At 45.8% G+C, this 26735-nt stretch carries 19 protein-coding genes, 2 tRNA genes and 3 rRNA genes; 16 read left to right on the forward strand and 8 right to left on the reverse strand.

Features of this window, described 5'->3' with window-relative positions; translation table 11 throughout:
* The first annotated feature begins 91 nt into the window (after window positions 1-91).
* The 3 genes from J8N69_RS10735 (at window position 92) to J8N69_RS10745 (ending at window position 2926) form a co-directional block, all read left to right on the forward strand.
* Entirely contained in the window at window positions 92-268 is a 177-nt protein-coding gene (locus tag J8N69_RS10735; protein ID WP_168827341.1) for a hypothetical protein, read from the forward strand.
* A gap of 69 nt (window positions 269-337) precedes the next feature.
* Window positions 338-1240 carry a hypothetical protein gene (locus J8N69_RS10740; protein ID WP_168827339.1) on the forward strand — a complete coding sequence of 301 codons (903 nt, stop codon included), beginning with the start codon at window positions 338-340 and terminating at the stop codon, window positions 1238-1240.
* A 138-nt stretch (window positions 1241-1378) separates the two neighbouring features.
* A complete protein-coding gene (locus J8N69_RS10745) occupies window positions 1379-2926 on the forward strand; it encodes a methyl-accepting chemotaxis protein (RefSeq protein ID WP_168827337.1) in 1548 nt (515 codons plus the stop codon).
* 68 nt (window positions 2927-2994) lie between these two features.
* Here the strand turns inward: J8N69_RS10745 and J8N69_RS10750 are convergent, their stop codons facing one another.
* Genes J8N69_RS10750 through hemC form a run of 4 tightly spaced genes read right to left on the reverse strand, consistent with a single transcriptional unit; the run spans window position 2995 to window position 7205 of the window.
* The gene (locus J8N69_RS10750; protein WP_168827335.1) at window positions 2995-4224 is read right to left on the reverse strand and encodes a heme biosynthesis HemY N-terminal domain-containing protein; all 1230 of its coding nucleotides are present in this window, start codon (window positions 4222-4224) and stop codon (window positions 2995-2997) included.
* Window positions 4221-5486: a uroporphyrinogen-III C-methyltransferase gene (locus tag J8N69_RS10755; RefSeq protein WP_168827333.1), complete on the reverse strand. Its 1266-nt coding sequence runs from the start codon at window positions 5484-5486 to the stop codon at window positions 4221-4223. Before J8N69_RS10755 ends, J8N69_RS10750 begins: the two co-directional genes overlap by 4 nt.
* Window positions 5479-6240: a uroporphyrinogen-III synthase gene (locus tag J8N69_RS10760; protein WP_168827331.1), complete on the reverse strand. Its 762-nt coding sequence runs from the start codon at window positions 6238-6240 to the stop codon at window positions 5479-5481. The genes J8N69_RS10755 and J8N69_RS10760 overlap by 8 nt, the downstream gene beginning before the upstream one ends.
* Before the next feature lie 41 nt (window positions 6241-6281).
* Window positions 6282-7205 (reverse strand): hydroxymethylbilane synthase, encoded by a 924-nt coding sequence (hemC, locus tag J8N69_RS10765; protein WP_168827329.1) that lies wholly within the window; start codon window positions 7203-7205, stop codon window positions 6282-6284.
* Between the two features lie 156 nt (window positions 7206-7361).
* Here hemC and argH point away from each other — a divergent pair, with 156 nt between their 5' ends.
* Entirely contained in the window at window positions 7362-8762 is a 1401-nt protein-coding gene (gene argH, locus J8N69_RS10770; RefSeq protein WP_168827327.1) for an argininosuccinate lyase, read from the forward strand.
* 332 nt (window positions 8763-9094) lie between these two features.
* On the opposite strand, the gene J8N69_RS10775 is transcribed toward argH, so the two are convergent.
* Together J8N69_RS10775 and J8N69_RS10780 are read right to left on the reverse strand one after the other, a co-directional pair.
* A complete protein-coding gene (locus J8N69_RS10775; protein WP_168827325.1) occupies window positions 9095-10717 on the reverse strand; it encodes a methyl-accepting chemotaxis protein in 1623 nt (540 codons plus the stop codon).
* A 157-nt stretch (window positions 10718-10874) separates the two neighbouring features.
* A complete protein-coding gene (locus J8N69_RS10780; protein WP_168827323.1) occupies window positions 10875-11669 on the reverse strand; it encodes a hypothetical protein in 795 nt (264 codons plus the stop codon).
* A gap of 228 nt (window positions 11670-11897) precedes the next feature.
* On the opposite strand from J8N69_RS10780, the gene lptM reads away from it, so the two are divergent.
* The 6 genes from lptM to trxA all read left to right on the forward strand — a co-directional run bounded on the left by lptM (window position 11898) and on the right by trxA (window position 15936).
* Window positions 11898-12011 carry an LPS translocon maturation chaperone LptM gene (gene lptM / locus J8N69_RS17200; protein ID WP_168827321.1) on the forward strand — a complete coding sequence of 38 codons (114 nt, stop codon included), beginning with the start codon at window positions 11898-11900 and terminating at the stop codon, window positions 12009-12011.
* Between the two features lie 17 nt (window positions 12012-12028).
* On the forward strand, window positions 12029-13282 hold the full coding sequence (gene lysA, locus J8N69_RS10790; RefSeq protein WP_168827319.1) for a diaminopimelate decarboxylase: 1254 nt from the start codon (window positions 12029-12031) through the stop codon (window positions 13280-13282).
* A 10-nt stretch (window positions 13283-13292) separates the two neighbouring features.
* Window positions 13293-14123 (forward strand): diaminopimelate epimerase, encoded by an 831-nt coding sequence (dapF, locus tag J8N69_RS10795; RefSeq protein WP_168827317.1) that lies wholly within the window; start codon window positions 13293-13295, stop codon window positions 14121-14123.
* A gap of 8 nt (window positions 14124-14131) precedes the next feature.
* Window positions 14132-14797, forward strand: a complete 666-nt coding sequence (locus tag J8N69_RS10800) for a DUF484 family protein (RefSeq protein ID WP_168827315.1) — start codon at window positions 14132-14134, stop codon at window positions 14795-14797.
* Entirely contained in the window at window positions 14794-15507 is a 714-nt protein-coding gene (locus J8N69_RS10805) for an HAD family hydrolase (RefSeq protein ID WP_168827313.1), read from the forward strand. Before J8N69_RS10800 ends, J8N69_RS10805 begins: the two co-directional genes overlap by 4 nt.
* Before the next feature lie 102 nt (window positions 15508-15609).
* Window positions 15610-15936, forward strand: a complete 327-nt coding sequence (gene trxA, locus J8N69_RS10810) for a thioredoxin TrxA (protein ID WP_168827311.1) — start codon at window positions 15610-15612, stop codon at window positions 15934-15936.
* A 78-nt stretch (window positions 15937-16014) separates the two neighbouring features.
* Here the strand turns inward: trxA and J8N69_RS10815 are convergent, their stop codons facing one another.
* Window positions 16015-17418 carry a peptidoglycan DD-metalloendopeptidase family protein gene (locus J8N69_RS10815; protein WP_168827309.1) on the reverse strand — a complete coding sequence of 468 codons (1404 nt, stop codon included), beginning with the start codon at window positions 17416-17418 and terminating at the stop codon, window positions 16015-16017.
* Window positions 17419-17525: 107 nt separating this feature from the next.
* Here J8N69_RS10815 and tyrS point away from each other — a divergent pair, with 107 nt between their 5' ends.
* The 6 genes from tyrS to rrf all read left to right on the forward strand — a co-directional run bounded on the left by tyrS (window position 17526) and on the right by rrf (window position 24734).
* The gene (gene tyrS / locus J8N69_RS10820) at window positions 17526-18830 is read left to right on the forward strand and encodes a tyrosine--tRNA ligase (RefSeq protein WP_168827307.1); all 1305 of its coding nucleotides are present in this window, start codon (window positions 17526-17528) and stop codon (window positions 18828-18830) included.
* A gap of 436 nt (window positions 18831-19266) precedes the next feature.
* A 16S ribosomal RNA gene (locus tag J8N69_RS10825) occupies window positions 19267-20804 on the forward strand.
* 74 nt (window positions 20805-20878) lie between these two features.
* Window positions 20879-20955, forward strand: a tRNA-Ile gene (locus J8N69_RS10830).
* Window positions 20956-21089: 134 nt separating this feature from the next.
* Window positions 21090-21165, forward strand: a tRNA-Ala gene (locus J8N69_RS10835).
* A gap of 349 nt (window positions 21166-21514) precedes the next feature.
* Window positions 21515-24413: ribosomal RNA gene (locus J8N69_RS10840) — 23S ribosomal RNA — on the forward strand.
* A gap of 206 nt (window positions 24414-24619) precedes the next feature.
* Window positions 24620-24734 (forward strand): 5S ribosomal RNA (rrf, locus tag J8N69_RS10845).
* Together the 16S, 23S and 5S rRNA genes with 2 tRNA genes alongside form the textbook arrangement of a ribosomal RNA operon.
* Before the next feature lie 771 nt (window positions 24735-25505).
* Here the strand turns inward: rrf and J8N69_RS10850 are convergent.
* Window positions 25506-26662 (reverse strand): IS3 family transposase gene (locus J8N69_RS10850; protein ID WP_168827682.1). Its coding sequence is split into 2 segments (ribosomal slippage): window positions 25506-26392 and window positions 26392-26662, totalling 1158 coding nucleotides; the frame shifts between segments, so codons are not numbered across the junction.
* Window positions 26663-26735: the final 73 nt, after the last annotated feature.

The raw sequence follows: 26735 nt of genomic DNA on the forward strand, positions 1-26735 counted from the left end.
AGAATTCCCGTATGTTTGATCGTTGCGTTTGCTAAAGATTATCCATAGAGTGTCGATAGATATCTAGACAATGCTTTAATAGAGATAGTTTATGAAGGACAATCTGATTCCTTTCCCAACTCGGGACCCCGTCAAGTTACCCACCCATAATGCTAGCGACGAGCTAAACATGCTGCGTGCGGCTTTTGATCGAGCACGGGCTGAATGGCCGCTCGAAATCGCCGAGTTGCCTGAGAATAATAAAATCTACAGCGGCGCGAAAAAATAACAGACGGTCGTGTTATAACAGACGGCTGCGTTGCTGTATGATCGTTTATTCCATTTAAGGTACCACCTGATGTTGCTTTTCCTTGTTCGTCATTCTCTGCCATGCATGTTTGCTTTTGCTGTGCTGGGTTTTTTGCTCCCTTCGGCCTCGTTGGCGTTTTTCCCCTTGTTACCTGCTGTACTTTTTACACTGATGACTTTGACCCTACTGGGGATGAAGCAGCATGAGCTGGTAAGGTGTTTAGGGCGTCCTGCCATATGGGGATATGCTGCGCTGCATTCTTTTGTTTTTATGTTGGTGGTGAGCGTGTTTGGCTGGTGGTTGTCTTTTGATGCCGACCTTATGCTGGCGGTCGTGGCGGTCGCCGCGACTGGGTCTTTGTTTGCCACGCCTGCGATTGTTCGCGCATTAGGATTTGACAGTTTGCAAGCGATGGCAATGACGATTGCGACCACACTTGTTTTGCCTGTGTCTATTTTTGTTGTCTTGGTGTTTTACCAAACAGAAAGTGTGAACCTTGATTGGGTCAGTTATTTGACGCGCTTAATAGTGTTTATATTTGGGCCTATGCTGTTTTCATTTTTAGTGCATCGTTTGTTTCCTGAAGTGGCTTTAAATCGTTTTCTGATAAAAATATCCCCTTATACTATTTTGTTGGTGTTTGCTTTTCCTTTCGGATTAGTGGGCAGCTTTCGTGTGTTATTTGATCAAGACCCAATGATGGCGCTGAATTATTTTCTGATCGCCACCGGTTTGTGCGCTCTATTTTTCACCTTGTCCTACCTTTTTTATCGTAAGCAAGGTAAAGCCATTGCATTAACGGCTGCCATTACCTCGGGCAATAGGAATGTGTTGCTGACTTACAGTATTGCTGGTGCGCTGTTAGGACCAGCTTTTTTACCCTTAGCTGGCGCCTTACAAATACCTACATATTTGTTGCCCGTCTTTACTCGCTGGTTAAGCCGAACCTGACTAGAGTAATGTTAAGACTCTTTTTTAGTCTCTTTTTTTAGATTGTACTTGGGCTTTATTTGGCTTACTCGCGATTTAAATAACGATAGCGCTTGGTTAAATAATTTCTAAAGTATTTTGCTTAAGGATGATTATTCAATGCGTAAAAATACCCCCGTGACGAATCAAGAAAAAAACTTCTCCAATGATGAAAAACTGGTTTCTACCACTGATTTACAAGGCAATATTATTCACTGTAATGATGCTTTTGTCAGCGTCAGTGGTTTCGAAAAAAATGAATTAATTGGCAGCCCTCATAATATTGTGCGTCATCCTGATATGCCAGAAGAAGCGTTTCGCGTGATGTGGGAAACCTTAAAGCAAGGCAAAGCGTGGATGGGGTTGGTAAAGAACCGTTGCAAAAACGGCGATTTTTACTGGGTCGACGCCTATGTCACCCCCGTGACGGACTCTGGCAAAGTGGTTGGATATGAGTCGGTAAGAACGGTTCCACATCGTGACGATGTCATCAGAGCTGAGAAGGTGTACAAACGCATTAATGCAGGAAAACGTGTGATGCCAGTCATGCTTGGATCGTGGAAGTTTGTATTGCCAGTGATTAGTCTGGTTGTTGCTGGAGGCGCCGCTAGCGTTAATATTGTCTATGGGGTGGTGGTATTAGCCGTAGCGAGTTTATTGGCAAATGGGCTGTTTTTGCTTGACCATGTTGCGCTGCAAGCGACCCTAAGAAAGCGTTTGTCTAGCGCATTTTTGCACCCGTTAGCAGGCATTACTTATTCTGATCGCGAGCTAAACACTGCGGTACTTGATGTGGGGATAAAAAGCTTATTGTCTCGGTTGGATGCTATCTGTACCCGCTTTGAAGAAGAGTCGTTGAAGGTGGCCGAGCAGTCTAAAGTTGGTTTGGCACTGACGCTCGATACAACGCAAGGCATGGTTAGTCAACAACACGAAACACAGGACGTCGCAGCCGCTATGTTGCAGATGACAACCACCATCAATGATGTGGCCCAGCATGTGCAAATGACCGCCGATAGCGCTAAGTCATCTTTTGAATCAGCGAAAAGCGGTCAAAAAGTGGTGCAAGAAACACGTCTGTCTATTCGTCAATTAAGTGACACGGTTAATGATATTAGTGAAACGGTACAAGACCTTGCGAATCACTCGGAAAAAATAGCGCAAGTGGCGCAAATGATCGATCAAATTGCTGAGCAAACCAACTTGCTGGCGTTAAATGCGGCCATCGAAGCGGCACGTGCTGGCGAGTATGGGCGAGGCTTTGCGGTGGTGGCCGATGAAGTTCGTCAGCTTGCGCAGCGGACTCAAGGCTCGACGAAAGACATTCATCAGATTATAGAAACGCTGCGTAGTGGTACTCAAAACTCGGTAGTGATAGCGAATCAAGGCAAACAAGACGCACAGGAAGGGCTCGATAAAATAACCACAATGGAAAACTCTTTTGCGACTATTGTCGCGGCGGTATCCAATATCAGTGATATGTCGATGCAAATGTCTGCGGCAGTAGAAGAACAGGCGCATGTGTCAGAGGATATTAATCGGCAAATTGTTCGTATTTCCGATTTAGCGGTAGAGAGTTCAGAGAAATCAAGCACTTCCAGTGACGGTATTCGTGTGTTGCAACGTGTTGCGGAAGGTATGCATGAGTTGGTGGTGCGGTTTAAGTAGCCGGTTTGATGGCGGGCACATTAAAAACGCGGCGATTGAGCCGCGTTTTTTGTTTTTAGACTTGATACCTAAGGCAACGGCAGCGCTTTTAATTGATGGCTGGCTTGGTTTACGCTGATCATCATGAGTTCTTGGCTGGCTTTGGCTTCTCCCATTGCTTTGAGTAGTCGGCTCAATTCAGCAAGCGCTTCATTTTGTGAATCAAGCGACAGTGCCTGTTCATAATAGTCTCTCGCTTTACCCCATAACATCATCGACTGACTTAGACGTCCACAGACAAGATAAAGGTTGGCGCTGGCAGGCTCTTTCTTGAGCCAGCTCTCACACTGAGTGAGCAGTTTTTTGGGCGCGACTTGGTTTACATTGCCATATTCATAGATGAGATCTTCTGACCATTTTTGATTCAAGCTGGTGCGAATAAAAAACTCTGCTTTGGTGTCGTCACCAAAATTAATGAGGGTTTTTGCATAGAGCTGTCGCATTCTGTCGTCTTGTGAAAGCGTGTCTAATTTATTCCATAGGTTCTCTACTTCCGCGACGAGTTCTTTGCTGTTTTGCCCTAGTTTGTTGCGAAACTTGATTTTATCAAGCAAGGCTAAAAAAGCATTTCGCTCCAGTTCGAGCATGTTGTCGTCGTCATAAATACCGTCTTTTTTGAGTGTTGGCGTGAGCGCCAGTAATGCGTCCCAGTCTTTGAGCTTGGTATAAACTGTCACGAGCATTTTCAGTATTTGTCGGTGTTTAGGTTTGAGTTTTTGTAAACGTAATAACGACGCCAGCGCGCCTTCATAATGGCCTTGTTTTAGTTGAATCTGGCTTTGTGCAAAGCCGATGGCGAATTCCGCTTCGGGGGTTGATTTATGCGCTGAACGCAATAGCGCCTTCGAACGTTCGTGCTCATCTTGTTCACTGGCTGCATAAGCGGCGCCAATATAATTGATGAGGGGATAAGGGACTTTTTCCGCACTGTTGGTGAGGAGTTTTTCGGCTTTGTTCCAGTTGCCGCCAACCAGTTCTAGCATGCCTCTGATGGTGTTTCGAGAGGCTCTTTTTTGCGCCAAATTCCCCGTGACTTTGGCCAATGAATTACTGGGTCTTAGTACAAAAAACAACACTTTTTTGACCCAGCTGAGGACAAACAATAGCAGGATCATGGCTACAATGAGTACCCACAAGCTGGTTTCTATTGTTACGCCATTGTAAGCCAATAATACATAGCCACTGTCTTGGCGCATCAGTAAGCCCAAGACACCGCCAACCGCCATCATAATAACCAGTAAGAAGAGAAGCTTTCTCATTGTTCATCTCCTGAGTCTATTTGAGGAGCGGTGGCGTTATTTTCTACCGGCGGCTGTTGGGGGAAATCTATATCGCTTTGCAGGGTGTCTCCTGAGCGATTATGCCAGTCTTTCATAAGAGATTTGATGGCTAATAATGATGCTCTGGGTAACGGGAGTTTAGGTGCGGGGTTTAGCTGCTGCAGTGTTGTAAGGTTGCCAAGAAAGGAAACAACGCTCTTGGCTTGAGTGTCAAAATGTTCGGTAACCGCATCGGCTATTCGTGATAATGCTTGTTGATAAATAACAGGCTCGCCTTTTATTAAGGCTACCTGAGCAACATCGAGTTGAAGTTGCAAGCCGGTTATAAGTTGTTGATAGACTTCCGGTGGCAACAGAGCGTCAATCGGTTTGTGGTTGTAATTGATAACGATCAGTGAACGAACGGATTGCCAGAAGCTGTCTAATACCGAAAGGATTTTATTGCTGGTGTCGGGCGTTGTGTTGGTCGTCTCAGTGATCGTCGCCTGCCATGCTTTTGATGGCTCTCTTTGCGGTAATGTGGCGACATTGTCGTACAGTGCATTGAGTTGAAGGTAAGCGCCTTCTAGGTCAAATTGGCTGGTGGATTTTAACGCTTGGATGTCTTTGGCGAGCGCTTTGCGTGTGGTAAATACAATAGGGTCTTCTAGCTCATTCAGAATATCATCGGCATTAATAAGCAGTGTTGCAGCGCCAGCACTGTCAGATTCAAGCAATAAGCGTTGGTTGGCAAGCCGAATGAGGTATTCCGTTTCGGCTAGTTTCCAGTCTTCCTTAGTGGTGTTGCTCATTCTGTTTAGCTTTGATTCAAGAGACAGAAGTTTATCTGCTTGTTGTGCTTGTTGGGTGGCGAGTTGTTCTTTTTGGTTCTGGATGGCGGCTTCTGACTGTATAACCTGCTCAATAAGCTGGTTGAATTGGGTTTTATTGACGGTATTCGCATTAAGCTTGTTGTCTAGGTTGGTGTGCGAAGAGGCTAGTCGCGCCACGTCTTTGTCTAGGGTGCTTTGGGTGCTTTGAAAATACAGCCAGCCGCTTGTCGCTAGCGCAATAACAGAAAGTCCGAGTGAAACAGAGATAAACAGCGTGCTAGACGATGAAGATTGGGTGTTGTTCTTGGGGGATTTTTTTACGTTACGCGATTGGTCTTCTGTGCTCTTTATTGTTTGGGAAGCTTCAGTTGTTGGGGTGGCTTCAATAGCGCCGTCTGGATGTTGATCTTGCTTATTGTTTTCAGTCATTCTGTTTTCCTATGTGAAATTCTGTTGCTTTGATCAAGCTATTGTCGTCAGCGCCATTTGCGCACGAGGCATTAATCCAACCCATTTCTTTTGCTTGCTGATTCACTCTAGCACTGGGAGTCAGTATAGGGAGTGTTTTCCATTCAGGCTTATGTTGTGTCACGTATTCTGAAAGATTATCTAAGCTTTCGCCACTGGTGACCCATATTAAATGGATATCGGGCAGCATGAAGAAAGTTTGAGCAGAATAGCGAGGTTTTCTTCTTTCATAAAGCGAAAGATAGCTGACGTTTGCCCCTCTTTCTTGCAGTTTGTTGCCGAGTTCTGGGCGTCCTCCTTCGCCTCGAACAATTAATATTTTTTGATCTTTCATTTTGACAGGTTTTAACCACTCAAGTAAGGCTTCTGTGGTCTGCCCCGGATTAGAGATAGCGGGAATCCCTTCCTCGATGAGGGCTTGTGTTGTGCCTTGCCCTATGCCAATCCAATGAACATTGGCCGGCAGCATCGGCCAGCAAGCGTCTAACCAATCACCCGCCAAGCGGGCCGCATTTTTGCTAACAAAGAGGACATAATCAAAAGTATCAATATTAAACACTTGTGCTCGAATAACCGCTTTTTGCGCCGCCTCTTCTATAGCAACAATGTCTAGCATCGGCAGCGGAATTGCTGTCCAGCCGTGAGCGCTAATGCGTTCACAGCTGAGCGAATTTTCTGGTTCGGGTCGAGTGATGAGAATATGACAGTCTTGCACCAATAGTTCGCCTATTTTACATGCTTTTTAAGGGGGCTATATTAATCGTATAAGGCGTCAAGGATGACGTTGGCGCCACGCGCCAATAAATCGTCGGCTAATTGCACGCCAAGGGATTTTGCGTCGTCTTTAGACCCGCGAATTTCCCCTTCAATCATGGTTTTGCCATCCGGACTACCCACCAAACCTCTTAGCCAAATGGTATCGTCAGTTAATACCGCAAAACAGGCAATAGGGGCCTGGCAGCCACCGTTAAGACGCTCATTGACGGCGCGCTCTGCGGTAACGCGAACGGCGGTTTCTTCATGTTGCAGAGGTGCAAGCAATTGAATGGTTTGCACATCATCAGAGCGACATTCTATGCCCATCGCCCCTTGGCCGCCTGCGGGTAAACTGGTTTCGGCCGGTATTCTTTGACGAATGCGGTCAAGCATTTCTAGGCGAACCAAACCAGCGGTTGCCAAAATAATGGCATCGTATTCGCCATCATCCATTTTTTTCAGACGCGTATTAACATTACCGCGTAGATCTTTGACGATCAGATCAGGGCGATTCATTTTTAATTGGCAGGCACGGCGCAAACTTGATGTGCCCACAACTGCACCGCTCGGAAGTTGCTCCAGTGATTCCACTTTATTAGAAACAAAAGCATCACTCGGGTCTTCTCGTTCACAAATTACGGCCAGTCCTAAGCCTTCTGGAAAGGCCATTGGCACGTCTTTCATGGAATGTACGGCAATGTCCGCCCGACCATCCATCAGCGCGCTTTCTAGCTCTTTGACAAAAAGGCCTTTGCCGCCAATTTTAGACAGTGGTGAATCTAAAATCTGATCGCCTTTTGTTGTCATGCCAAGCAATTCAACTTTCATCTCTGGGTAGAGGCTTTCTAGTTGTGCTTTGATGTTGTTGGCTTGCCAAAGGGCTAACTGGCTTTCTCTGGTTGCGATCACAATTTTATCTTTCACTGCCTCTCCTCATGATGTGTAGACGGTTAAATGCCTTTCGAATTGCTACGCTAATGATACCCGCTAAGGCCGAGTCCGTCATCTTTCAATGCTTTATAAGTCGGGGCGCTTAATGTACTCTTGGCAGCTGTTTGAATTTGTGTGGGAACCAACCGAATGACTGATACTAATAAAACCACTAACCAGCAATGGGGTGGTCGTTTTTCTGAACCTGTGGATGCTTTTGTGGCGCGTTTTACGGCGTCTGTTGAGTTTGATCAACGTATGGCAAAACAGGATATTCAAGGGTCAATTGCCCATGGCAAAATGCTCGCGAGCGTTGGTGTTTTAACCGCAGAAGAACGAGATCAGATTATTCAGGGTCTGACCGAAATCGAGGATGAAATTGCTCGTGGTGAATTTGCCTGGTCGATTGAATTAGAAGATGTTCACATGAACATTGAAGCGCGTTTGACACAAAAAATCGGCATTACTGGTAAAAAACTCCACACTGGCCGTTCTCGTAATGACCAAGTGGCGACCGATATTCGTCTTTATTTGCGTGACGAAGTGGACTTTTTATTAGAAGAAGTGACGCGCCTACAACAGGGTATTTTGAGTTTGGCGGAAAAAGAAGCCGATACCATTATGCCTGGCTTCACGCATTTGCAAACGGCACAGCCGGTGACCTTTGGTCATCATTTAATGGCGTGGTACGAAATGATGCAGCGTGACTACGAACGTCTAGTTGACTGCCGTAAACGCATTAATATTTTGCCGCTGGGTGCCGCGGCGCTTGCTGGAACCACTTATCCCATTGATCGTCATATGACAGCAGAGTTGCTAGGATTTGAGCGTCCGACATACAACTCTTTAGATTCTGTCAGTGATCGCGATTTTGCTATCGAATTCACCGCAACCGCTTCTATCATCATGATGCACATGTCTCGTTGGGCAGAAGAAATGGTGATGTGGGTGTCGGCTCAGTTTAACTTTATTTATCTACCAGATCGCTTCTGCACCGGTTCTTCCATTATGCCGCAGAAGAAAAACCCTGATGTGCCAGAATTGGTTCGAGGCAAAACCGGTCGTGTTTACGGTCATTTGATGGGCTTGTTAACGCTAATGAAGTCACAATGCTTGGCGTACAACAAAGACAATCAGGAAGACAAAGAGCCATTGTTTGATACCGTGGATACATTAAAAGGTTCTTTGCGTGCCTTTGCCGACATGATCCCCGCTATTGAATCTCGTAAAGAGCACATGTACGAAGCCGCTCGTCGTGGTTTTTCAACGGCGACGGATTTGGCTGATTACTTGGTTCGTCATGGTGTTGCCTTTCGTGATGCTCATGAAGTGGTCGGTAAAGCCGTTGGCTACGGCGTGAAAACCGGTAAAGACTTGTCTGAAATGACCCTAGAAGAACTGCAATCTTTTGGTAGCATGATCGAAGCCGATGTGTTTGACGTATTAACGCTTGAAGGCTCGGTTGCCGCCCGTAATCACATTGGCGGAACGGCACCCGCGCAAGTACTGCAAGCCGTTGAACGTGCTAAAGCAGATCTTGCGACAAGATAAACATCTCACGCTTTACCTTAAATCTTAAATGATTTATGGCGTGGGAACTAAAAAAGCGAGCCACGGCTCGCTTTTTTGTTTTTGTAGGTTGGCCTTTAGGCCTGCAACGTCTAGGTTTGGGGTCATAGGTTTGGGGTCAGATCAAAAATAGAATCGTGGAAATCTTAAGCCCTAGTTGTTGCTTGTTAGGTCTTGGTTTTTCTAAGCTTTATCAGGGTTAACTATTTCTTGATCTGACCCCAAGACCATTGAGCGATTGATTGCTAGAAAATAGAAAAGGTGCGCACCGGCGCACCTTTTGTTGATTCTGCTATCGTGAACTTAAAACTTGCTTAAGCAAAACGAAATTGTTTGATTTGCTCACCCAATGCGTCTGTCATGTCAGTGATTATTTTACTGCCTTCAGAGACTTGGCGAGAATCCTCTAAGACTTTTTCCGATACGGTTCGGATGCCCATTAAACTGTGGTTTATCTCTTCTGCCACAGCGCTTTGTTGTTCTGCTGCGGAGGCAATTTGCATACTACGGCCAGACACATCATCAATTTGTTCTAAGATGGTTTTTAGGTTTTCAACGGCGAGGCCTAAGCTCTCTGCACCTTGGTCTGCTTGTTGCGTGCTGACGGACATGGAGGATGACGCGGTTTTTGATTGTTCCTGTAATTTTTCAATAATGGTGCGGATTTCAACGGTCGACCCTTGGGTGCGGCTGGCAAGAGTGCGAACTTCATCGGCGACGACGGCAAAGCCGCGTCCCGTTTCGCCTGCGCGAGCGGCTTCAATGGCAGCGTTTAGCGCCAACAAATTGGTTTGCTCTGAAATGGCGCCAATAACGCCGAGTACAGAATCAATGTCGTTTGTTTGTGCCAGCAATTGGTTAATAACCTCGTTTGCGCTGGTCATTTTTTCGGTCAAATCCTGAATGCTGCGGTTGGTTGCATTTAAGTCATGACTGCTTTTCTGGGTGGTATTCTGGACTGACAGGGAAACGTCTGCTGTGTCCTTAGCATGTTGTGCCACTTCATTAATGGATTGGGACATCTCATTCATCGCTGAAGACAGTTGTTCAACCTCTAGAAATTGTTGATTCATATCTTGTTGAGTATGGGTTGAATTATTCTGCATTGTTATGCACACAGCTTGCAGCTCTACAATGGCGTGAGCCACTCTGGTTAAAGTGGTGTTTAACGATGTTGAGACGGTGTTGGCCGCATTGGCTAATAAACCGATTTCATCACCTCGTGCTAAGTTAAGTTGTTTGGTCATATCGCCCTCTGCAATGTGTTGCAGGTGGGTGGTCACCAATTTTAACGGGCGAGTAATGTTTCTCACCGTGATCACGCTCAATAATAAGGCGAGTAGGATTAAGCTAGATTCAATAACAGCAGACTGTGTGAAAGCCGACCAAAAATCCGCCTTTACATCACTGTAAAAAACGCCGCTGCCAATAAGCCAGCCCCAAGGTTGATAGCCTTTTACATAAGATACTTTTTCTTCAGGCGTTGTTACGTTAGGGCCTAAATAGGCATATTCAACATAGCCCTCGTTGTGCTTTTTAACCGCATTCACCATGGCTTGCCACTGATGTTTGCCATTGGGATCGGTCACGTTCTTCATGTTTGTGCCGTTTAATTCAGGCTTTAATGGATGCATGACTAAGTTGGTGTCCATGTCATTGACCCAAAAATAACCATTCTTACCAAAGCGTAAGGCGGACAAGGCGGCTAATGCTTGTTTTTTGGCTTCTTCTTCGCCTAGGGCGGATTCTTGTTTTGCATAGTAGACGAGCAATGAATGGGCGTTGCTTACTTGTTCTTTGACTTGGGTTTTTCGGTTGTCGAGTTGTTCCTTATAGAGGCTACTATAAGCGATACCCTCAAATACAATCAGAAGAACGACCAACATGCTAATTAATAACCATAATTTCTGACTTACTTTAAGGTTGGTAAGGGTCATGTTATTTCATCCTAGTCATATGTTTTGAATGGTATGAGTGTTTAAGCAAGATATTAGCCAATTTATATGACTGCTTGATGAAAATGAGCGCTGAGTTGAGGTTGCGATTTATCTTTCGATAGCCGCTTCCGTTGGTGTTTATTGTGGTAGCTGGTGTTTATTGTGCTGGTTGGTCTAGGTTGAAAGGGGAGTCAGGGCCTAAAAGCTCATTGGTGAAAACACTCGGTGATATATTAAGCTCGAAGTGAAAAAGCGTTGATTTCACCCCGCAGCCGTCGAAGACAATAGCCCAGCCTTCATTGCTGCCTTCTTTTGGGAGCCGCCAGCAAACGCCTTTTATATTGACGTAACGGGTGCCGTCTGCGTCTTTAGTTATGGGGTAGTCGACTTCTTTCGTTAAGCTATTTAAGTACTCTTTTTGTGCTTGTTTGGAGTCTTTGATTTTGTCTCTTAGCTCTTTAGAAAATACTCCCGTCAGTGCTTCATCTTTAGTATCAGCGGATAGGGAGAATTGTGAAAGGTCGAGCAATGCTGGCTTTTGTGTGTCTAGGGTTGGGGATAAAAGGCTGGATGTCGTTTCACTGTCAATCATGTGGTTCAGCCTATTTTCTGTGTTTGCGTTATCACTGGAAAATAAATTTTCAACTGCTTCTGGTGCAGTGACAAGTTCTCCTGTGGTTGTCTCTGGTAATGTCATTTCCTCTGGTAATGTCGCTGCTTCTGGTGAGGCTGCTGTTTGCTCTGTTGCTGCTGGGGTGAAGGGGTGAACAGGCTGTGTCGCCTCGTCTGGTGCTGGTGTGTTTGTGTTGCTTGGCAGTAAAAACAGTTCAAAGTTAGAGGCTGGTGTGTCTATCTCAAACCAATGTTGGCTGTCGGATAGCTCAAGCATCAAGACGTGTATCAATAGGGCGCAAACAAGAGCCGCTGCCAATGGAGCAACCTTTTGCTTCATTAGGTTTCTCAAAGGCGATTTTTTATTCTGGCTGATGATGGTTGAGTCCATTTAATGTCTGTGTTGGTTATAGCTTGTGGTTAATATAGCAAATTCAAGCGCAAGATCACGGCGATTTCAAGTAAAGCGTTCTAAGTAAAGAATATCGGGGTAATTGCGCTGCTAGGGTTGGGAAACGAACTGGCTGCAAGGTATACTGTCTCGATCAAAAATAGAAGAGATAAGACGATGTTTAAGTTGCTTTTAGTGTGTGTTTTAGCTGTTTTTCTTACGGCTTGCGGAAATAAAGGGTCACTTTATTTGCCGAATGATGCACCTGAAACGCAACAAGAATTGTCTTAATAGCTGAGGATTCCCTTTTGGATTTTTTTAATTATTCTAATCAGACTCTGCATGCAGAGGATGTTGCTTTGTCAGAGGTTGCCAATCAATATGGTACGCCTTGTTATGTGTATTCTCGTGCGACGCTTGAACGTCATTATAAAGCTTACGCGGATGCTTTTTCCTCTCACCCAACCTTGATTTGTTACGCCGTAAAAGCTTGCTCTAACATCGCTATTTTAAATGTATTAGCTCGCTTAGGTTCCGGTTTTGATATTGTGTCGATTGGTGAGTTAGAGCGTGTCTTAAGAGCGGGTGGCGACCCTTCCAAGGTGATGTTTTCCGGTTTGGGTAAGCAAGCGGTTGAGATGCGCCGAGCACTAGAGGTGGGGATTCACTGTTTTAATGTGGAGTCTGAAGCTGAATTGTATCGATTAGATCAAGTTGCTGGCGAAATGGGTAAAGTCGCGCCTGTGTCCTTGCGTGTTAATCCTGATGTTGATGCGAAAACACATCCTTATATTTCAACCGGTTTGAAAGAGAATAAGTTTGGTATCGATATTAAAGACGCGGTTCGCATCTATAAAATTGCCCATGCGTTACCTAACTTAAATGTGATGGGGGTCGATTGCCATATTGGCTCACAGCTGACTGAGTTAAAACCCTTTTTAGATACCTTTGATCGACTGATCGGTTTGGTTGGTGAGTTGGCCGAAGAAGGCATTAGCATTAAACACCTTGATTTAGGTGGTGGTTTGGGTGTTCGTTATCGTGATGAAGTGCCGCCGGAGCCATCAGATTACGCTAAGTTATTGCTTGAGAAAGTTAAAGGCCTAGATGTTGAGCTTGCTTTTGAGCCTGGGCGTTCTATTGCGGCTAATGCTGGCGTTTTGTTGACTCAGGTGGAGTTTTTAAAATGTACCCCGCATAAAAACTTTGCCATCATTGATGGTGCGATGAATGACCTTATTCGTCCGTCTTTGTATAGCGCTTGGATGAATATTGTCCCTGTGTCTTTGTTGCCGACTCCTGAGGGTAAGCGCAATTATGATCTAGTTGGCCCGATCTGTGAAACGGGCGATTTCTTAGGCAAGGACCGTGAATTAGATATTCAAGCAGGCGATCTTTTGGCAGTTCGTTCGGCAGGAGCGTATGGCTTCACTATGTCTTCCAACTACAATAGCCGTAATCGTGCCGCTGAAGTTATGGTGGATGGTAGTAAGACATATTTGATTCGTGCTCGTGAAACGATTGAACATCAGTTAGCTGGTGAGCAAGTTTTACCAGACTGAGGAGTTCATCGTGTTGTTGAAATTTACCAAGATGCATGGTTTGGGAAATGACTTCGTTGTTGTCGATGCGGTTTCTCGTAAGGTGTTTTTTAATAAGCAGCAAATCGAGAGGTTGAGTGATCGTAACTGGGGGATTGGTTTTGACCAGCTGTTAGTGGTTGAGCCACCCACTGACCCTGACATGGATTTTCGTTATCGTATTTATAATTCAGACGGCAGCGAAGTTGAGCATTGCGGCAATGGTGCTCGTTGCTTTGCAAAGTTTGTTTTAGATCGAGAGTTAACGCATAAACGAATTATTAATGTTGAAACAAAGCGTGGTGCGATTCAATTACGTGTGCTGGACGGTGGATTGGTTACGGTGGATATGGGGGCGCCCAGTTTTGAGCCTAAGGATTTGCCCTTTATTGCCGAGCCTGATGCTGCTCTTTATCCCATTATGGTGGGTAACACGGAGTACTTAATGACCCCTGTATCCGTTGGCAACCCTCATGCGGTGATCAAGGTTGATCAGCTGGTGGATGAGGAGGTCGCTACGGTTGGTGCGTTGATTGAATGTCATGAGCGCTTCCCTAGAAAAGTGAATGTTGGCTTTATGCAGGTTATTGCTCCTGATGAAATCAACTTGCGCGTTTATGAGCGTGGCGTCGGTGAAACCCAAGCCTGTGGAACCGGCGCTTGCGCGGCGGTTGTTGCGGGTATTAAGCAAGGTTGGTTGTCTCCTAAGGTAACGGCTCACCTGCGTGGCGGTGATTTGCATATTGAATGGCAGGGCGAAGGTTCGCCTATCCTTATGACGGGGCCCGCTGAAAAAGTATTTGAAGGTCAAATCTACCTGTAAGAGGAATTATGAACGAAGAGGAAGTGGTTCAGTATTTATCAACATCAGCGGATTTTTTTGTTCGCCATGCCGACTTGTTGGAGAGTCTGACGCTTCCTCATCCGGTGAACGGCAAAGTGATTTCGCTGCTAGAATATCAGGTGGATTTATTGCGTAAATCGACCGCCGATTATCGCGGACAATTTGAACGCTTGGTTGAGGTGGCTCGTGAAAATGAAGCGATCATGCAAAAAAGCCAGCGTTTGGTTTTGGCTGGTTTGACTTGCTGCTCGTTGGATGATCTTGCTGTTGTTATTGATGATATGGTGAGGGATGATTTTGACGTTTCTCACCACGCGTTGATTTTATATGGCGAATTTCCAAACAGTGCGGTAAGAACCCACACGCTGCGGGAAGACGATTTGTTTTTATCTCACGCCGCCGGATTTACGGAATGTTTTTGCGGCCAATTACCCGCAAATGAAATGCGGTTCATTTTTTCTGAGAATGCGGATGCCATTGGTTCTGTGGCTGTGCTGCCTCTTCTTTCCCGAGAAGGCGGCGACATTCGAAAATGCGGCGTTCTTATATTGGGGGCCAAAAGTCAATCTGCTTTTGGCAAAGAGAAAGGGACGATGTTTCTACAATATCTTGCCGATTTATTGAGTGCAATTTTGTTGAGGCTGTTGCCGTGAAGACGCTTGTTACTTTTGATTTAGATAACACATTGTGGGATGTGGCTCCTGTCATTATGCGTGCAGAATACGCTATGGCATCTTGGTTTGATGACCGTTTCCCTGGGTTCTCTCGGTGTTATTCTTTATCCGTTCAAGAGGCGTTTAAAAAAGCCATTGTGACCAAAAATCCAGCAATATCCTCTAATCTTACGGCTCTTCGACTGGAGGTTTATAAGCGGGCTTTGAGGCAGTTTGGTTTGCCATCTGAAGAAGCCGATGCTATAGCCAGTGCGGCGTTGGGGCATTTTTGTGAGTGGCGCCAAAAAGTCGATCTTTACCCGCATGTTGTCGATGTTTTAGAGGCGTTGAGCCAGGATTATAGCTTGGCTGTTATAACAAACGGCAATGCTGATGTGTTCCATCCTTATGTGGGGCTGGGGCAATATTTTGATTTTGCCATTCGGGCAGATCAAGCGGGTGTTGCTAAACCTTCTGTCGATGTGTTTCTTGCTGCTGCAAAAACAGCTGGAGTGGATTTGTCTCAGCTTATACATATTGGAGATCATCCGGTTGATGATGTGTATGGCGCTACTAATGCGGGTGCGAAAAGCATCTGGTTTAACCGACATGGTGCGCAACGCTGGGGAGAGGATTGGGGAAATCAATCCAATGCAGAAGTGCATTCATTGCTCGAGTTGCCCACCGTTATTCGCTCCTTGATGTTATAGCGTTTGTCTATCGCGTTAATTAATTAGAACGCATTTTTACCCCAACCATTTAGTGGTACACTAACTTCATTAATTGGTTAATAAATTTTAAGGAATGTATCTATGAGTGAAAATACAATTCAAATCACTGATGCTCAATTTGCAGAAGAAGTGTTGAATTCAGATATCCCTGTTATTGTGGATTTTTGGGCACCTTGGTGTGGTCCATGTAAAATGATTGCACCTGTTTTAGAAGATGTTGCTGCTGAGTTCGCTGGCAAAGTGAAAGTGGTTAAGCTCAACGTCGATGAAAACCAAGAAACAGCGCCTAAGTATAATGTACGCGGTATCCCTACTTTACTTGTCATCAAAGGCGGTGAAGTGGTTGCTACTAAAGTCGGTGCGGTGTCTAAGTCGCAGTTGGTTGAGTTTGTAAGCTCAGCAATATAAGTGATGTTGTGTGATTAAAAAAGCAGCCAATCGGCTGCTTTTTTTGTTCTAGTCTCGCGCTGTCTGGTTTTTAACGGTCTAGTTTTTCAGTAATGCCAGCTTTTGAGCAAAGGAAGGAGAGTGCGATTCTGTTAATGTGGTTACAACCTCTTGTGCATAAGGGAGAAAGTTTTTTAAGTCACTTTTGGGCATAGGATCATCATTAGGCAGTTTGACGGTGACAGGGTTTTTATGGGTGCCGTTTATTCTGAATTCATAATGTAGATGTGGGCCAGTAGCCCAGCCAGTCTGGCCTACATAGGCGATGATTTTTCCCTGTTGTACTCTGGCGCCGCGTTTTGTGCCCCTTGCAAACCCTCTTAGATGAGCATAAAGGGTTTGATAGCCTTTTCCGTGATCGATAATCACCACATTACCATAACCATTTTGCTTGCCAGCAAAAGATATTTTGCCATCGCCAGCGGCTTTAACTGGTGTGCCACTTGCTGCTGCATAATCAACGCCCCTATGTGGTCTAGTGGTTTTGAATACCGGGTGTAGTCTATTGGGGTTAAATTTAGACGATATACGGGTGAAGTCCACAGGGGTTCGTATAAAGGCTTTTCTCATGGCTAAGCCGTCAGGGGTGTAGTAGTTTGCCCCTTTTTTTGTTTCGTATCGGATGGCTTGAAATGTTCTGCCATTGTTGATGAATTGGGTGGCAATGATGTTGCCATGGCCGATTTTTTCGCCATCAAGGAACTTTTCCTCATACAAAACGCTAAGGCTATCGCCCTTGCGTATATCTAGTGCGAAGTCGATATCCCAGCCAAAAATATTAGCAAGCTCAATGAGTAAGGGTTGGTCGATACCGGATTTTAACCCGTCAACAAACAAGGAGTTGTTTATTTCTGCTTCTTTGTAAGTTTGGGTGATTTCTGGTGTTCTTGATGCTTCTTTTCTATCGAACTTGTCTCCGTTGCGCTCAAAGGTAACGCTGTCTAAGCGATTCAGTGTGAGTGTTAATTGCGTGAGTTCACTGGATGTTTCGTTGGTTGTGAAGTTAAGTGTTTGCCCTGGCCTCATTTGCAACAGTGTTTTCTGCGTTTTATCGGCTAAAGAGACCTTGTAAATATCTTGCGCCGTCACGCCTTCACTCGATAGAACTTTTGATAAAGAGTCACCCGCTTTCACTTCAACAGATTGTGTTTTGAAGGTTGGAGGGCTGTTTTTTTTCACTAGGGTGTCTGGTGTGGGGATTTCATAGATATAATTTGTTTCGTTAAGGGGTAAAGACGTGGATGAAGCTACCTTGCTGTTAGGTATTGGTTTTTTTAGGTCTTGGAACACCAGTTTAGACTGGTCTATTACCTCGAAGCTTGCTTCAACAGATATCGTATTGTTGGTTGATTTTTCTTCAGGAACGGCGATAAGCACTATGGCGAGAAGAATGCTCACTGCAGCGATGAGAAGTAAGTGTTTAGTTGGTAGTGATTTAATCAAAATATGTACCCGAAAAATCTTTGTAAATGCCTTATAATCCTACCAACATTACTTTTATAATTGAATGCTTAAATTAAGATAAACTCACTAGGATATGGATCAATATAATGACAGTAAGCAGTGAAGACCTTTTAAATGACTTGCAAGCTCGTGGACTCATCGCTCAGATGACGGCTGAAGATGAGCTAAAAAAACATCTCGATGATGGAAGTCGTACTCTTTATTGTGGTTTTGATCCAACCGCAGACAGCCTACATTTGGGGCACCTTGTCCCTCTTTTGGTGCTAAAGCGCTTTCAAAATGCAGGGCATAATCCAATTGCATTGGTTGGCGGTGCAACTGGCCTTATTGGTGATCCAAGTTTTAAAGCGTCTGAGCGTCAATTAAATACCTCCGAGGTTGTTGCTAGTTGGGCGGAAAAAATTAAAGGGCAAGTCAGTCAGTTTATAAAGTTCGATGGTGTGTCAAATCCTGCGCGAGTAGTAAATAATCTTGATTGGGCAGGTGAAATGAATGTCCTGGATTTTTTACGCGATATCGGCAAGCATTTTTCTATTAACGCTATGATCAACAAGGAATCTGTCCAGCAGCGCCTTAATAGAGAAGGCGCTGGCATTTCATTTACAGAGTTCTCTTATGCTCTATTGCAAGGGATGGACTTTGCAGAATTGAATCGTGTTTATGATTGTACGCTACAGGTGGGCGGCAGTGATCAGTGGGGTAATATTGTTGGTGGTATCGATTTATCGCGTCGCCAAAATCAAGCTCAGACGTTTGGTTTGACGGTTCCCTTGGTTACAAAATCTGATGGGACAAAATTTGGTAAAACTGAATCTGGCGCTGTTTGGCTGGACCCTGCAAAAACCAGCCAATACGCTTTTTATCAATTTTGGATGAATACGGCTGATGCTGATGTCTATAAATTTTTAAGATTCTTCACTTTTCTTGATCTCGAAGAAGTGGCTGCTATTGAAAAAGCCGACCAAGAAAGCGGTGGCAAGCCACAAGCTCAGTCTATTCTTGCTCGTGAAGCAACTAAGTTGGTGCATGGTGAAGAGGGGCTGCAGGCCGCTGAACGTATTACCAATGCTTTGTTTAGTGGCGAGGCAGACCAACTCAGTGAACAAGATTTAGAACAGATCCAGCTAGATGGTTTGCCAAGTAGTTCTTTGAGCGATGTGAATTTGGCTGAAACCCCATTAACTAGCCTAATGGCGGATGCAGGACTGGCAGCCAGTGGTAAGCAAGTTAAGGACGCCCTACAGCGTAACTCTGTTTTCGTAAACGGCGTGGCGAAAGGACTGGAAGATAATATGGCGGCCGCAGACATATTTACAGCGGCAAATGGCTACTTCGGAAAATACTTCCTGATTAAATTGGGTAAGAAAAAACACCACCTGTTCGTGTTGTAGCTTATGAGTTGATGGCGACTGAATAAACAAAGACACTTCGGTGTCTTTTTGTTTATTTGGCGGTATTTAAATTAATTTAAAATTTCTTCAAAAAAGGGTTGCACAAAATCTGTAGATCCTTAATATACGCCCTCGCTGACACGGACAAGGCTTCAGAGCAACGAAGACCAAGTTCAACTTAATCAGATTAAGATCTGGTAAAGAATTCAAGTCAGCCCGCTCTTTAAAATAGATAATCAGATAATTTGTGTGGGCGCTCGCTGGAGGCTTCAGAAGATCATCGCAGACCGGTTTTGCCGAGATGTAGTTGATCAAAAAAATTGAAGTCTTACGAGTGTTTATACAGTAATTCGCTTTATGTTGGCTTGTTGTTTTTCGAAGCAGTGAGTCGATTAAGTTATAGTTAGTGTAATAGATTTGAGTAAGCAAGCTTTTTTAACTGAAGAGTTTGATCATGGCTCAGATTGAACGCTGGCGGCAGGCTTAACACATGCAAGTCGAGCGGTAACAGGGGAGCTTGCTCCTGCTGACGAGCGGCGGACGGGTGAGTAACGCGTAGGAATCTGCCTAGTAGAGGGGGACAACATGTGGAAACGCATGCTAATACCGCATACACCCTGAGGGGGAAAGGAGGGGATCACTTGTGACCTTCCGCTATTAGATGAGCCTGCGTAAGATTAGCTAGTTGGTAGGGTAAAGGCCTACCAAGGCGACGATCTTTAACTGGTCTGAGAGGATGGCCAGTCACACTGGGACTGAGACACGGCCCAGACTCCTACGGGAGGCAGCAGTGGGGAATATTGGACAATGGGCGCAAGCCTGATCCAGCCATGCCGCGTGTGTGAAGAAGGCCTTAGGGTTGTAAAGCACTTTCAGGGGTGAGGAAGGGCGTTTGGCTAATATCCAAATGTTTTGACGTTAGCCCCAGAAGAAGCACCGGCTAACTCTGTGCCAGCAGCCGCGGTAATACAGAGGGTGCAAGCGTTAATCGGAATTACTGGGCGTAAAGCGCGCGTAGGTGGTTTGTTAAGTCGGATGTGAAATCCCAGGGCTCAACCTTGGAATGGCACCCGATACTGGCTAGCTAGAGTATGGTAGAGGGGTGTGGAATTTCCTGTGTAGCGGTGAAATGCGTAGATATAGGAAGGAACATCAGTGGCGAAGGCGACACCCTGGACTAATACTGACACTGAGGTGCGAAAGCGTGGGGAGCAAACAGGATTAGATACCCTGGTAGTCCACGCCGTAAACGATGTCTACTAGCCGTTGGGTTGTAATGACTTAGTGGCGCAGCTAACGCAATAAGTAGACCGCCTGGGGAGTACGGCCGCAAGGTTAAAACTCAAATGAATTGACGGGGGCCCGCACAAGCGGTGGAGCATGTGGTTTAATTCGACGCAACGCGAAGAACCTTACCTACTCTTGACATCCACAGAACATTTGAGAGATCAGATGGTGCCTTCGGGAACTGTGAGACAGGTGCTGCATGGCTGTCGTCAGCTCGTGTTGTGAAATGTTGGGTTAAGTCCCGTAACGAGCGCAACCCTTATCCTTATTTGCCAGCACTTCGGGTGGGAACTTTAAGGAGACTGCCGGTGACAAACCGGAGGAAGGTGGGGACGACGTCAAGTCATCATGGCCCTTACGAGTAGGGCTACACACGTGCTACAATGGCGTATACAGAGGGCAGCGAGCTAGCGATAGTGAGCGAATCCCAGAAAGTACGTCGTAGTCCGGATTGGAGTCTGCAACTCGACTCCATGAAGTCGGAATCGCTAGTAATCGTGAATCAGAATGTCACGGTGAATACGTTCCCGGGCCTTGTACACACCGCCCGTCACACCATGGGAGTTGATTGCTCCAGAAGTAGGTAGTCTAACCGCAAGGGGGACGCTTACCACGGAGTGGTCAATGACTGGGGTGAAGTCGTAACAAGGTAGCCCTAGGGGAACCTGGGGCTGGATCACCTCCTTAAACGATAGAAGGCTCTGGTGAGCGTTCACACAAATTATCTGATGTCTAATTTATGAGAAGCACAGAAAGTATTTGGGTCTGTAGCTCAGTTGGTTAGAGCGCACCCCTGATAAGGGTGAGGTCGGCCGTTCAAATCGGCCCAGACCCACCAGTATATAAATAACAGCGTTATTTAAGATCTCGTTTAGCAGGCTAAACGTCGACCTTAAAAGCCTTGTTCTTGACATCCTGGTAATTGGTTGGAGATATCTTCTTCGATTAACCAAATACGATCAAATAAATAATGGGGCTATAGCTCAGCTGGGAGAGCGCCTGCTTTGCACGCAGGAGGTCTGCGGTTCGATCCCGCATAGCTCCACCATTTATAAATGATCAATCATTCTGTGTAAAAGATTAGAAGAGAGTCCTAAGCAAGACGCTAAACATCTTACATTTAATTGTGTTGGATGATTTTTAGTCTCTGACTTAGTGCTTTGCACTAAACTTGCTCTTTAACAATTCGAATTTTGAAATAACGATAAATCAAGTGTTAAACCGGTGGAAGTTCACTTGCTCTTATTCTTTAAGGATAACAGCTTAGTGACTTCTATTATCGTAAATCCAGAGAGACACAAAAGCTCTTTGGTATGTGATCTGATGGTTGTTTCTACTTTTTATACTGAGTCATTTATGGCTTTTTATTGAATCGTAAAAACTACTTTGGGTTATATGGTCAAGTGACCAAGCGTGCACGGTGGATGCCTTGGCAGTCAGAGGCGATGAAGGACGTGGTAATCTGCGAAAAGGTTCGGGGAGTCGATAAACAGGCTGTGATCCGAACATGTCCGAATGGGGAAACCCACTCTACTTGTAGAGTATCCCACAGTGAATACATAGCTGTGAGGAGGCGAACCCGGGGAACTGAAACATCTAAGTACCCGGAGGAAAAGAAATCAACCGAGATTCCCTAAGTAGCGGCGAGCGAAAGGGGATTAGCCCTTAAGTGATTTTGGTGTTAGTAGAAGGCTCTGGAAAGTGCCGCGATAGAGGGTGATAGCCCCGTATACGAAAACACCTTAATGATGAAAACGAGTAGGACGGGACACGTGTTATCCTGTCTGAATATGGGGGGACCATCCTCCAAGGCTAAATACTCCTGACTGACCGATAGTGAACCAGTACCGTGAGGGAAAGGCGAAAAGAACCCCTGTGAGGGGAGTGAAATAGATCCTGAAACCGTGTACGTACAAGCAGTGGGAGCGGACTTGTTCCGTGACTGCGTACCTTTTGTATAATGGGTCAACGACTTATTTTCAGTAGCAAGGTTAAGCGATTAGTGGAGCCGTAGGGAAACCGAGTCTTAATAGGGCGTTTAGTTGCTGGGAATAGACCCGAAACCGGGCGATCTATCCATGAGCAGGTTGAAGGTTGAGTAACATCAACTGGAGGACCGAACCCACATCCGTTGAAAAGGCTGGGGATGACTTGTGGATAGGAGTGAAAGGCTAATCAAGCTCGGAGATAGCTGGTTCTCCTCGAAAGCTATTTAGGTAGCGCCTCGTATCTCACCATTGGGGGTAGAGCACTGTTTGGGCTAGGGGGTCATCCCGACTTACCAACCCCATGCAAACTCCGAATACCAATGAGTGCAATTACGGGAGACACACGGCGGGTGCTAACGTCCGTCGTGGAAAGGGAAACAACCCAGACCGTCAGCTAAGGTCCCCAAGTGCCAGTTAAGTGGGAAACGATGTGGGAAGGCTTAGACAGCTAGGAGGTTGGCTTAGAAGCAGCCATCCTTTAAAGAAAGCGTAATAGCTCACTAGTCGAGTCGGCCTGCGCGGAAGATATAACGGGGCTCAAACTGGCCACCGAAGCTACGGATGCTTAGTTTACTAGGCATGGTAGAGGAGCGTTCTGTAAGCCGTTGAAGGTCAAGCTGTAAGGCAGGCTGGAGGTATCAGAAGTGCGAATGTTGACATGAGTAACGATAAGGGGAGTGAAAAACTCCCCCGCCGGAAGACCAAGGTTTCCTGTCCCATGTTAATCAGGGCAGGGTGAGTCGGCCCCTAAGGCGAGGCAGAAATGCGTAGTCGATGGAAAACAGGTTAATATTCCTGTACCGATGTATATTGCGATGGAGAGACGGAGAAGGCTAGGCCAGCACAGCGATGGTTGTCTGTGTTTAAGGCGGTAGGCAAGTGACTTAGGCAAATCCGGGTCACTCTTTAAGAGAGGATGTCGAGAACTGATGACGAGCCCTCTTTTGGGCGAAGTGGTTGATGCCATGCTTCCAGGAAAAACTTCTAAGCGTCAGATATACATTGACCGTACCCCAAACCGACACAGGTGGTCAGGTAGAGAATACCAAGGCGCTTGAGAGAACTCGGGTGAAGGAACTAGGCAAAATGGTACCGTAACTTCGGGAGAAGGTACGCCGGCCAGTGTGAAGGGCTTGCCCCGTAAGCACCAGTCGGTCGAAGATACCAGGTGGCTGCGACTGTTTATTAAAAACACAGCACTCTGCAAACACGAAAGTGGACGTATAGGGTGTGACGCCTGCCCGGTGCTTGAAGGTTAATTGATGGGGTTAGCGCAAGCGAAGCTCTTGATCGAAGCCCAAGTAAACGGCGGCCGTAACTATAACGGTCCTAAGGTAGCGAAATTCCTTGTCGGGTAAGTTCCGACCTGCACGAATGGCGTAACGATGGCCACACTGTCTCCACCCGAGACTCAGTGAAATTGAAATCGCAGTGAAGATGCTGTGTATCCGCGGCTAGACGGAAAGACCCCGTGAACCTTTACTATAGCTTCACAGTGAACTTTGAACCTACTTGTGTAGGATAGGTGGGAGGCTTTGAAGCGGTGACGCCAGTTACCGTGGAGCCACTCTTGAAATACCACCCTGGTATGTTTGAGGTTCTAACTCAGGTCCGTTATCCGGATCGAGGACACTGTGTGGTGGGTAGTTTGACTGGGGCGGTCTCCTCCCAAAGAGTAACGGAGGAGCACGAAGGTGTGCTCAGCATGGTCGGAAATCATGCATAGAGTGTAAAGGCAAAAGCACGCTTAACTGCGAGACAGACACGTCGAGCAGGTACGAAAGTAGGTCTTAGTGATCCGGTGGTTCTGTATGGAAGGGCCATCGCTCAACGGATAAAAGGTACTCCGGGGATAACAGGCTGATACCGCCCAAGAGTTCACATCGACGGCGGTGTTTGGCACCTCGATGTCGGCTCATCACATCCTGGGGCTGAAGCCGGTCCCAAGGGTATGGCTGTTCGCCATTTAAAGTGGTACGCGAGCTGGGTTTAGAACGTCGTGAGACAGTTCGGTCCCTATCTGCCGTGGACGTTTGAGATTTGAGAGGAGCTGCTCCTAGTACGAGAGGACCGGAGTGGACGAACCTCTGGTGTTCCGGTTGTCACGCCAGTGGCATTGCCGGGTAGCTATGTTCGGACGGGATAACCGCTGAAAGCATCTAAGCGGGAAGCCTCCCTTAAGATAAGATCTCACTGGGACCTAAGTCCCCTAAAGAGCCGTTCGAGACTAGGACGTTGATAGGTTGGGTGTGTAAGTGCTGTGAGGCATTGAGCTAACCAATACTAATTGCTCGTGAGGCTTGACCATATAACACCAAAGTGGTTTTGCTGACTAGACGAAAGTCGAACAGTAAACACATAGAGACACAGATTACGATAACGCATCAGTCATGATGAGCATCGGTTTAATACTTGATTATTGTTATTTCAAAACAGAATTGTTAAAGATCCAAGCACGTCTTCGCGTGTTTTGGTGAGACGAAAAGTCCAGCCAGAACGAACGCAACAGAATTGCTTGACGATCATAGAGGCGTTGAACCACCTGATCCCATCCCGAACTCAGAAGTGAAAAGCGCCATCGCCGATGGTAGTGTGGGAGATCCCATGTGAGAGTAGGTCGTCGTCAAGCTTTAATTTAGAAAGCCCTGATAGGTTATCCTGTCAGGGCTTTTTTTCGTCTGTAGAAAAATCAGAAACACACTTGTCTTGGTATTTGATTTGCTTGCGCCTGTTTCGCGGGCTCAACGCGTCAGCGCGAATCCAACACCAAGACGAGCTTTTGCGCTTTTGTAGGCCTGATGAGGGAGGCACGACCGTTATCAGGCGTTAGCCTATAGTAGGTTGATTATATTGGTTTTTTGTAGGTCGTGGCTTTAGCCCGACAAGGCGTAATTTGTCGGCATGTTATTTTTTCAGGGTAAATCGCGACCTACAAGATCGACAGAAGCCGTTTAGCGACACCCTTGAAGGCGGAAATCCAACACCAAGACCACGGTAAAAGCTTGCACCTGATTAAGGCAACAGTGAGAGATATACAAAGTGAACGTGCTTGAAAGGTTTTTCGCTGCATCCCTGCAGCCACGGAATCATCCTAAAAAGTGACAGAGCCTCCGTCCTGGAGGCGTAGGCAAATCCGTTGCCCTCTGTCTGTTTATTACCCTATTCTTGTTTTGCTTTTGATACAAGTATTAATTGTCATTTTAATTTACTAGACCAATGATGGTAGGTTTTTTGATTGAGCTTGTATGAATCGAATTAGATCCAGTAGGTTTTATACAAGTATTAGTTGTAGTTTCACTAAACTAAATAGGATGGCCGTTAACTGCTTGATAGCAGGTCATGCTATACGAAGAATGGGCAAGATAAAAATCTTTGTTTTGGAGTGAACAAAGTGTTCTGGTCAAGTCCAACCGGACACTTTCCTAAAGGAGTTTTCATACTCAATGGGTGATTGGTCGCCATTCGACGAATGTAATCGCTCCAGATTGTAATATTTCACATACGCCGCAACATCTTGCTTCATATGCTCTCTTGTTGGTTGTGCTACCTTGAACAACCAATCATGTTTTAAACTGCCGAAGAACCTTTCAACCACGGCATTATCCCAACACGCACCGACGTCACCCATGCTAGAGCGGCAATCAAGCCGTTTTAATAGGCTTCTAAAGTGTTTACTCGTGTATTGCGAGCCTCTGTCGCTATGAAACACTAAGCCCTTTGGCGGCTGTCGTAAGCGATGTGCTTTTAAAAATGCATGCTCAATTAAGTCTGTCGTCATACGTTTTGACGTGTGCCAACCCACTATGCGACGACCAAATAAATCCATTACAATAGCAAGGTATAGCCAGCCTTCGCCTGTTTTTAAATATGACACATCCCCAGCCCACACCTGGTTTGGGCCTAACGGGTTAAAATTCATGTTCAATAAATTATCCGCTACAGCATCACTGTCTTTGCGCTTTGTGGTGACTTTGTAAGCGATACGCTGCTTAACGACTAACCCCAATCGTTTCATCAAGCCAATGACACGATGCCGGCTAACATCAAAGTCTTCTTTGCGAAGCTTTTTCGCAAGCTCTCGGCTACCCAGACTGCCTCGACTATCTTCAAAAAGCGCCTTCGCCCTACGATGTAAATTCAGTGTTTGTGCACTGATAATTATCGCGGGACGTTTTCGCCAAGCATAGTATGCAGATTTGCTAACGCGCATCACTTTACACGATATGGCAACTGGGTACTGCTTACCTAAACTTTTGAGAAATGAATATTTTATTTCATTTCTTTTGCGAAAAACGCTGAAGCCTTTTTTAATATTTCGCGCTCCATCAGCAAGCGCTTATTGTCTTTTCTGAGCTGAACGAGTTCAGCCCGCTCATCCTTCGACAACTCTGAATCTTCATCTTGTTGTTTAAACTTCGCTACCCAGTTATAAAGTAGCTTGTCAGTGATATTCAGTGAAGCGGCAGCCTCAACAACGGAGTAACCTTGCTCAATCACCAGCGCCACCGCTTCTTGCTTAAAATCGTTTGGATATTGTTTGTTAGTACGTTTAGTCATTTTACACCTCAATAATTGGATATTATCCTTTATTGAAGTGTCCGGCTAATTCAACCACAACACAATGAGGTAT

Source organism: Marinomonas profundi (genome assembly GCF_020694005.1).
Taxonomy (GTDB): Bacteria; Pseudomonadota; Gammaproteobacteria; order Pseudomonadales; family Marinomonadaceae; genus Marinomonas; species Marinomonas profundi.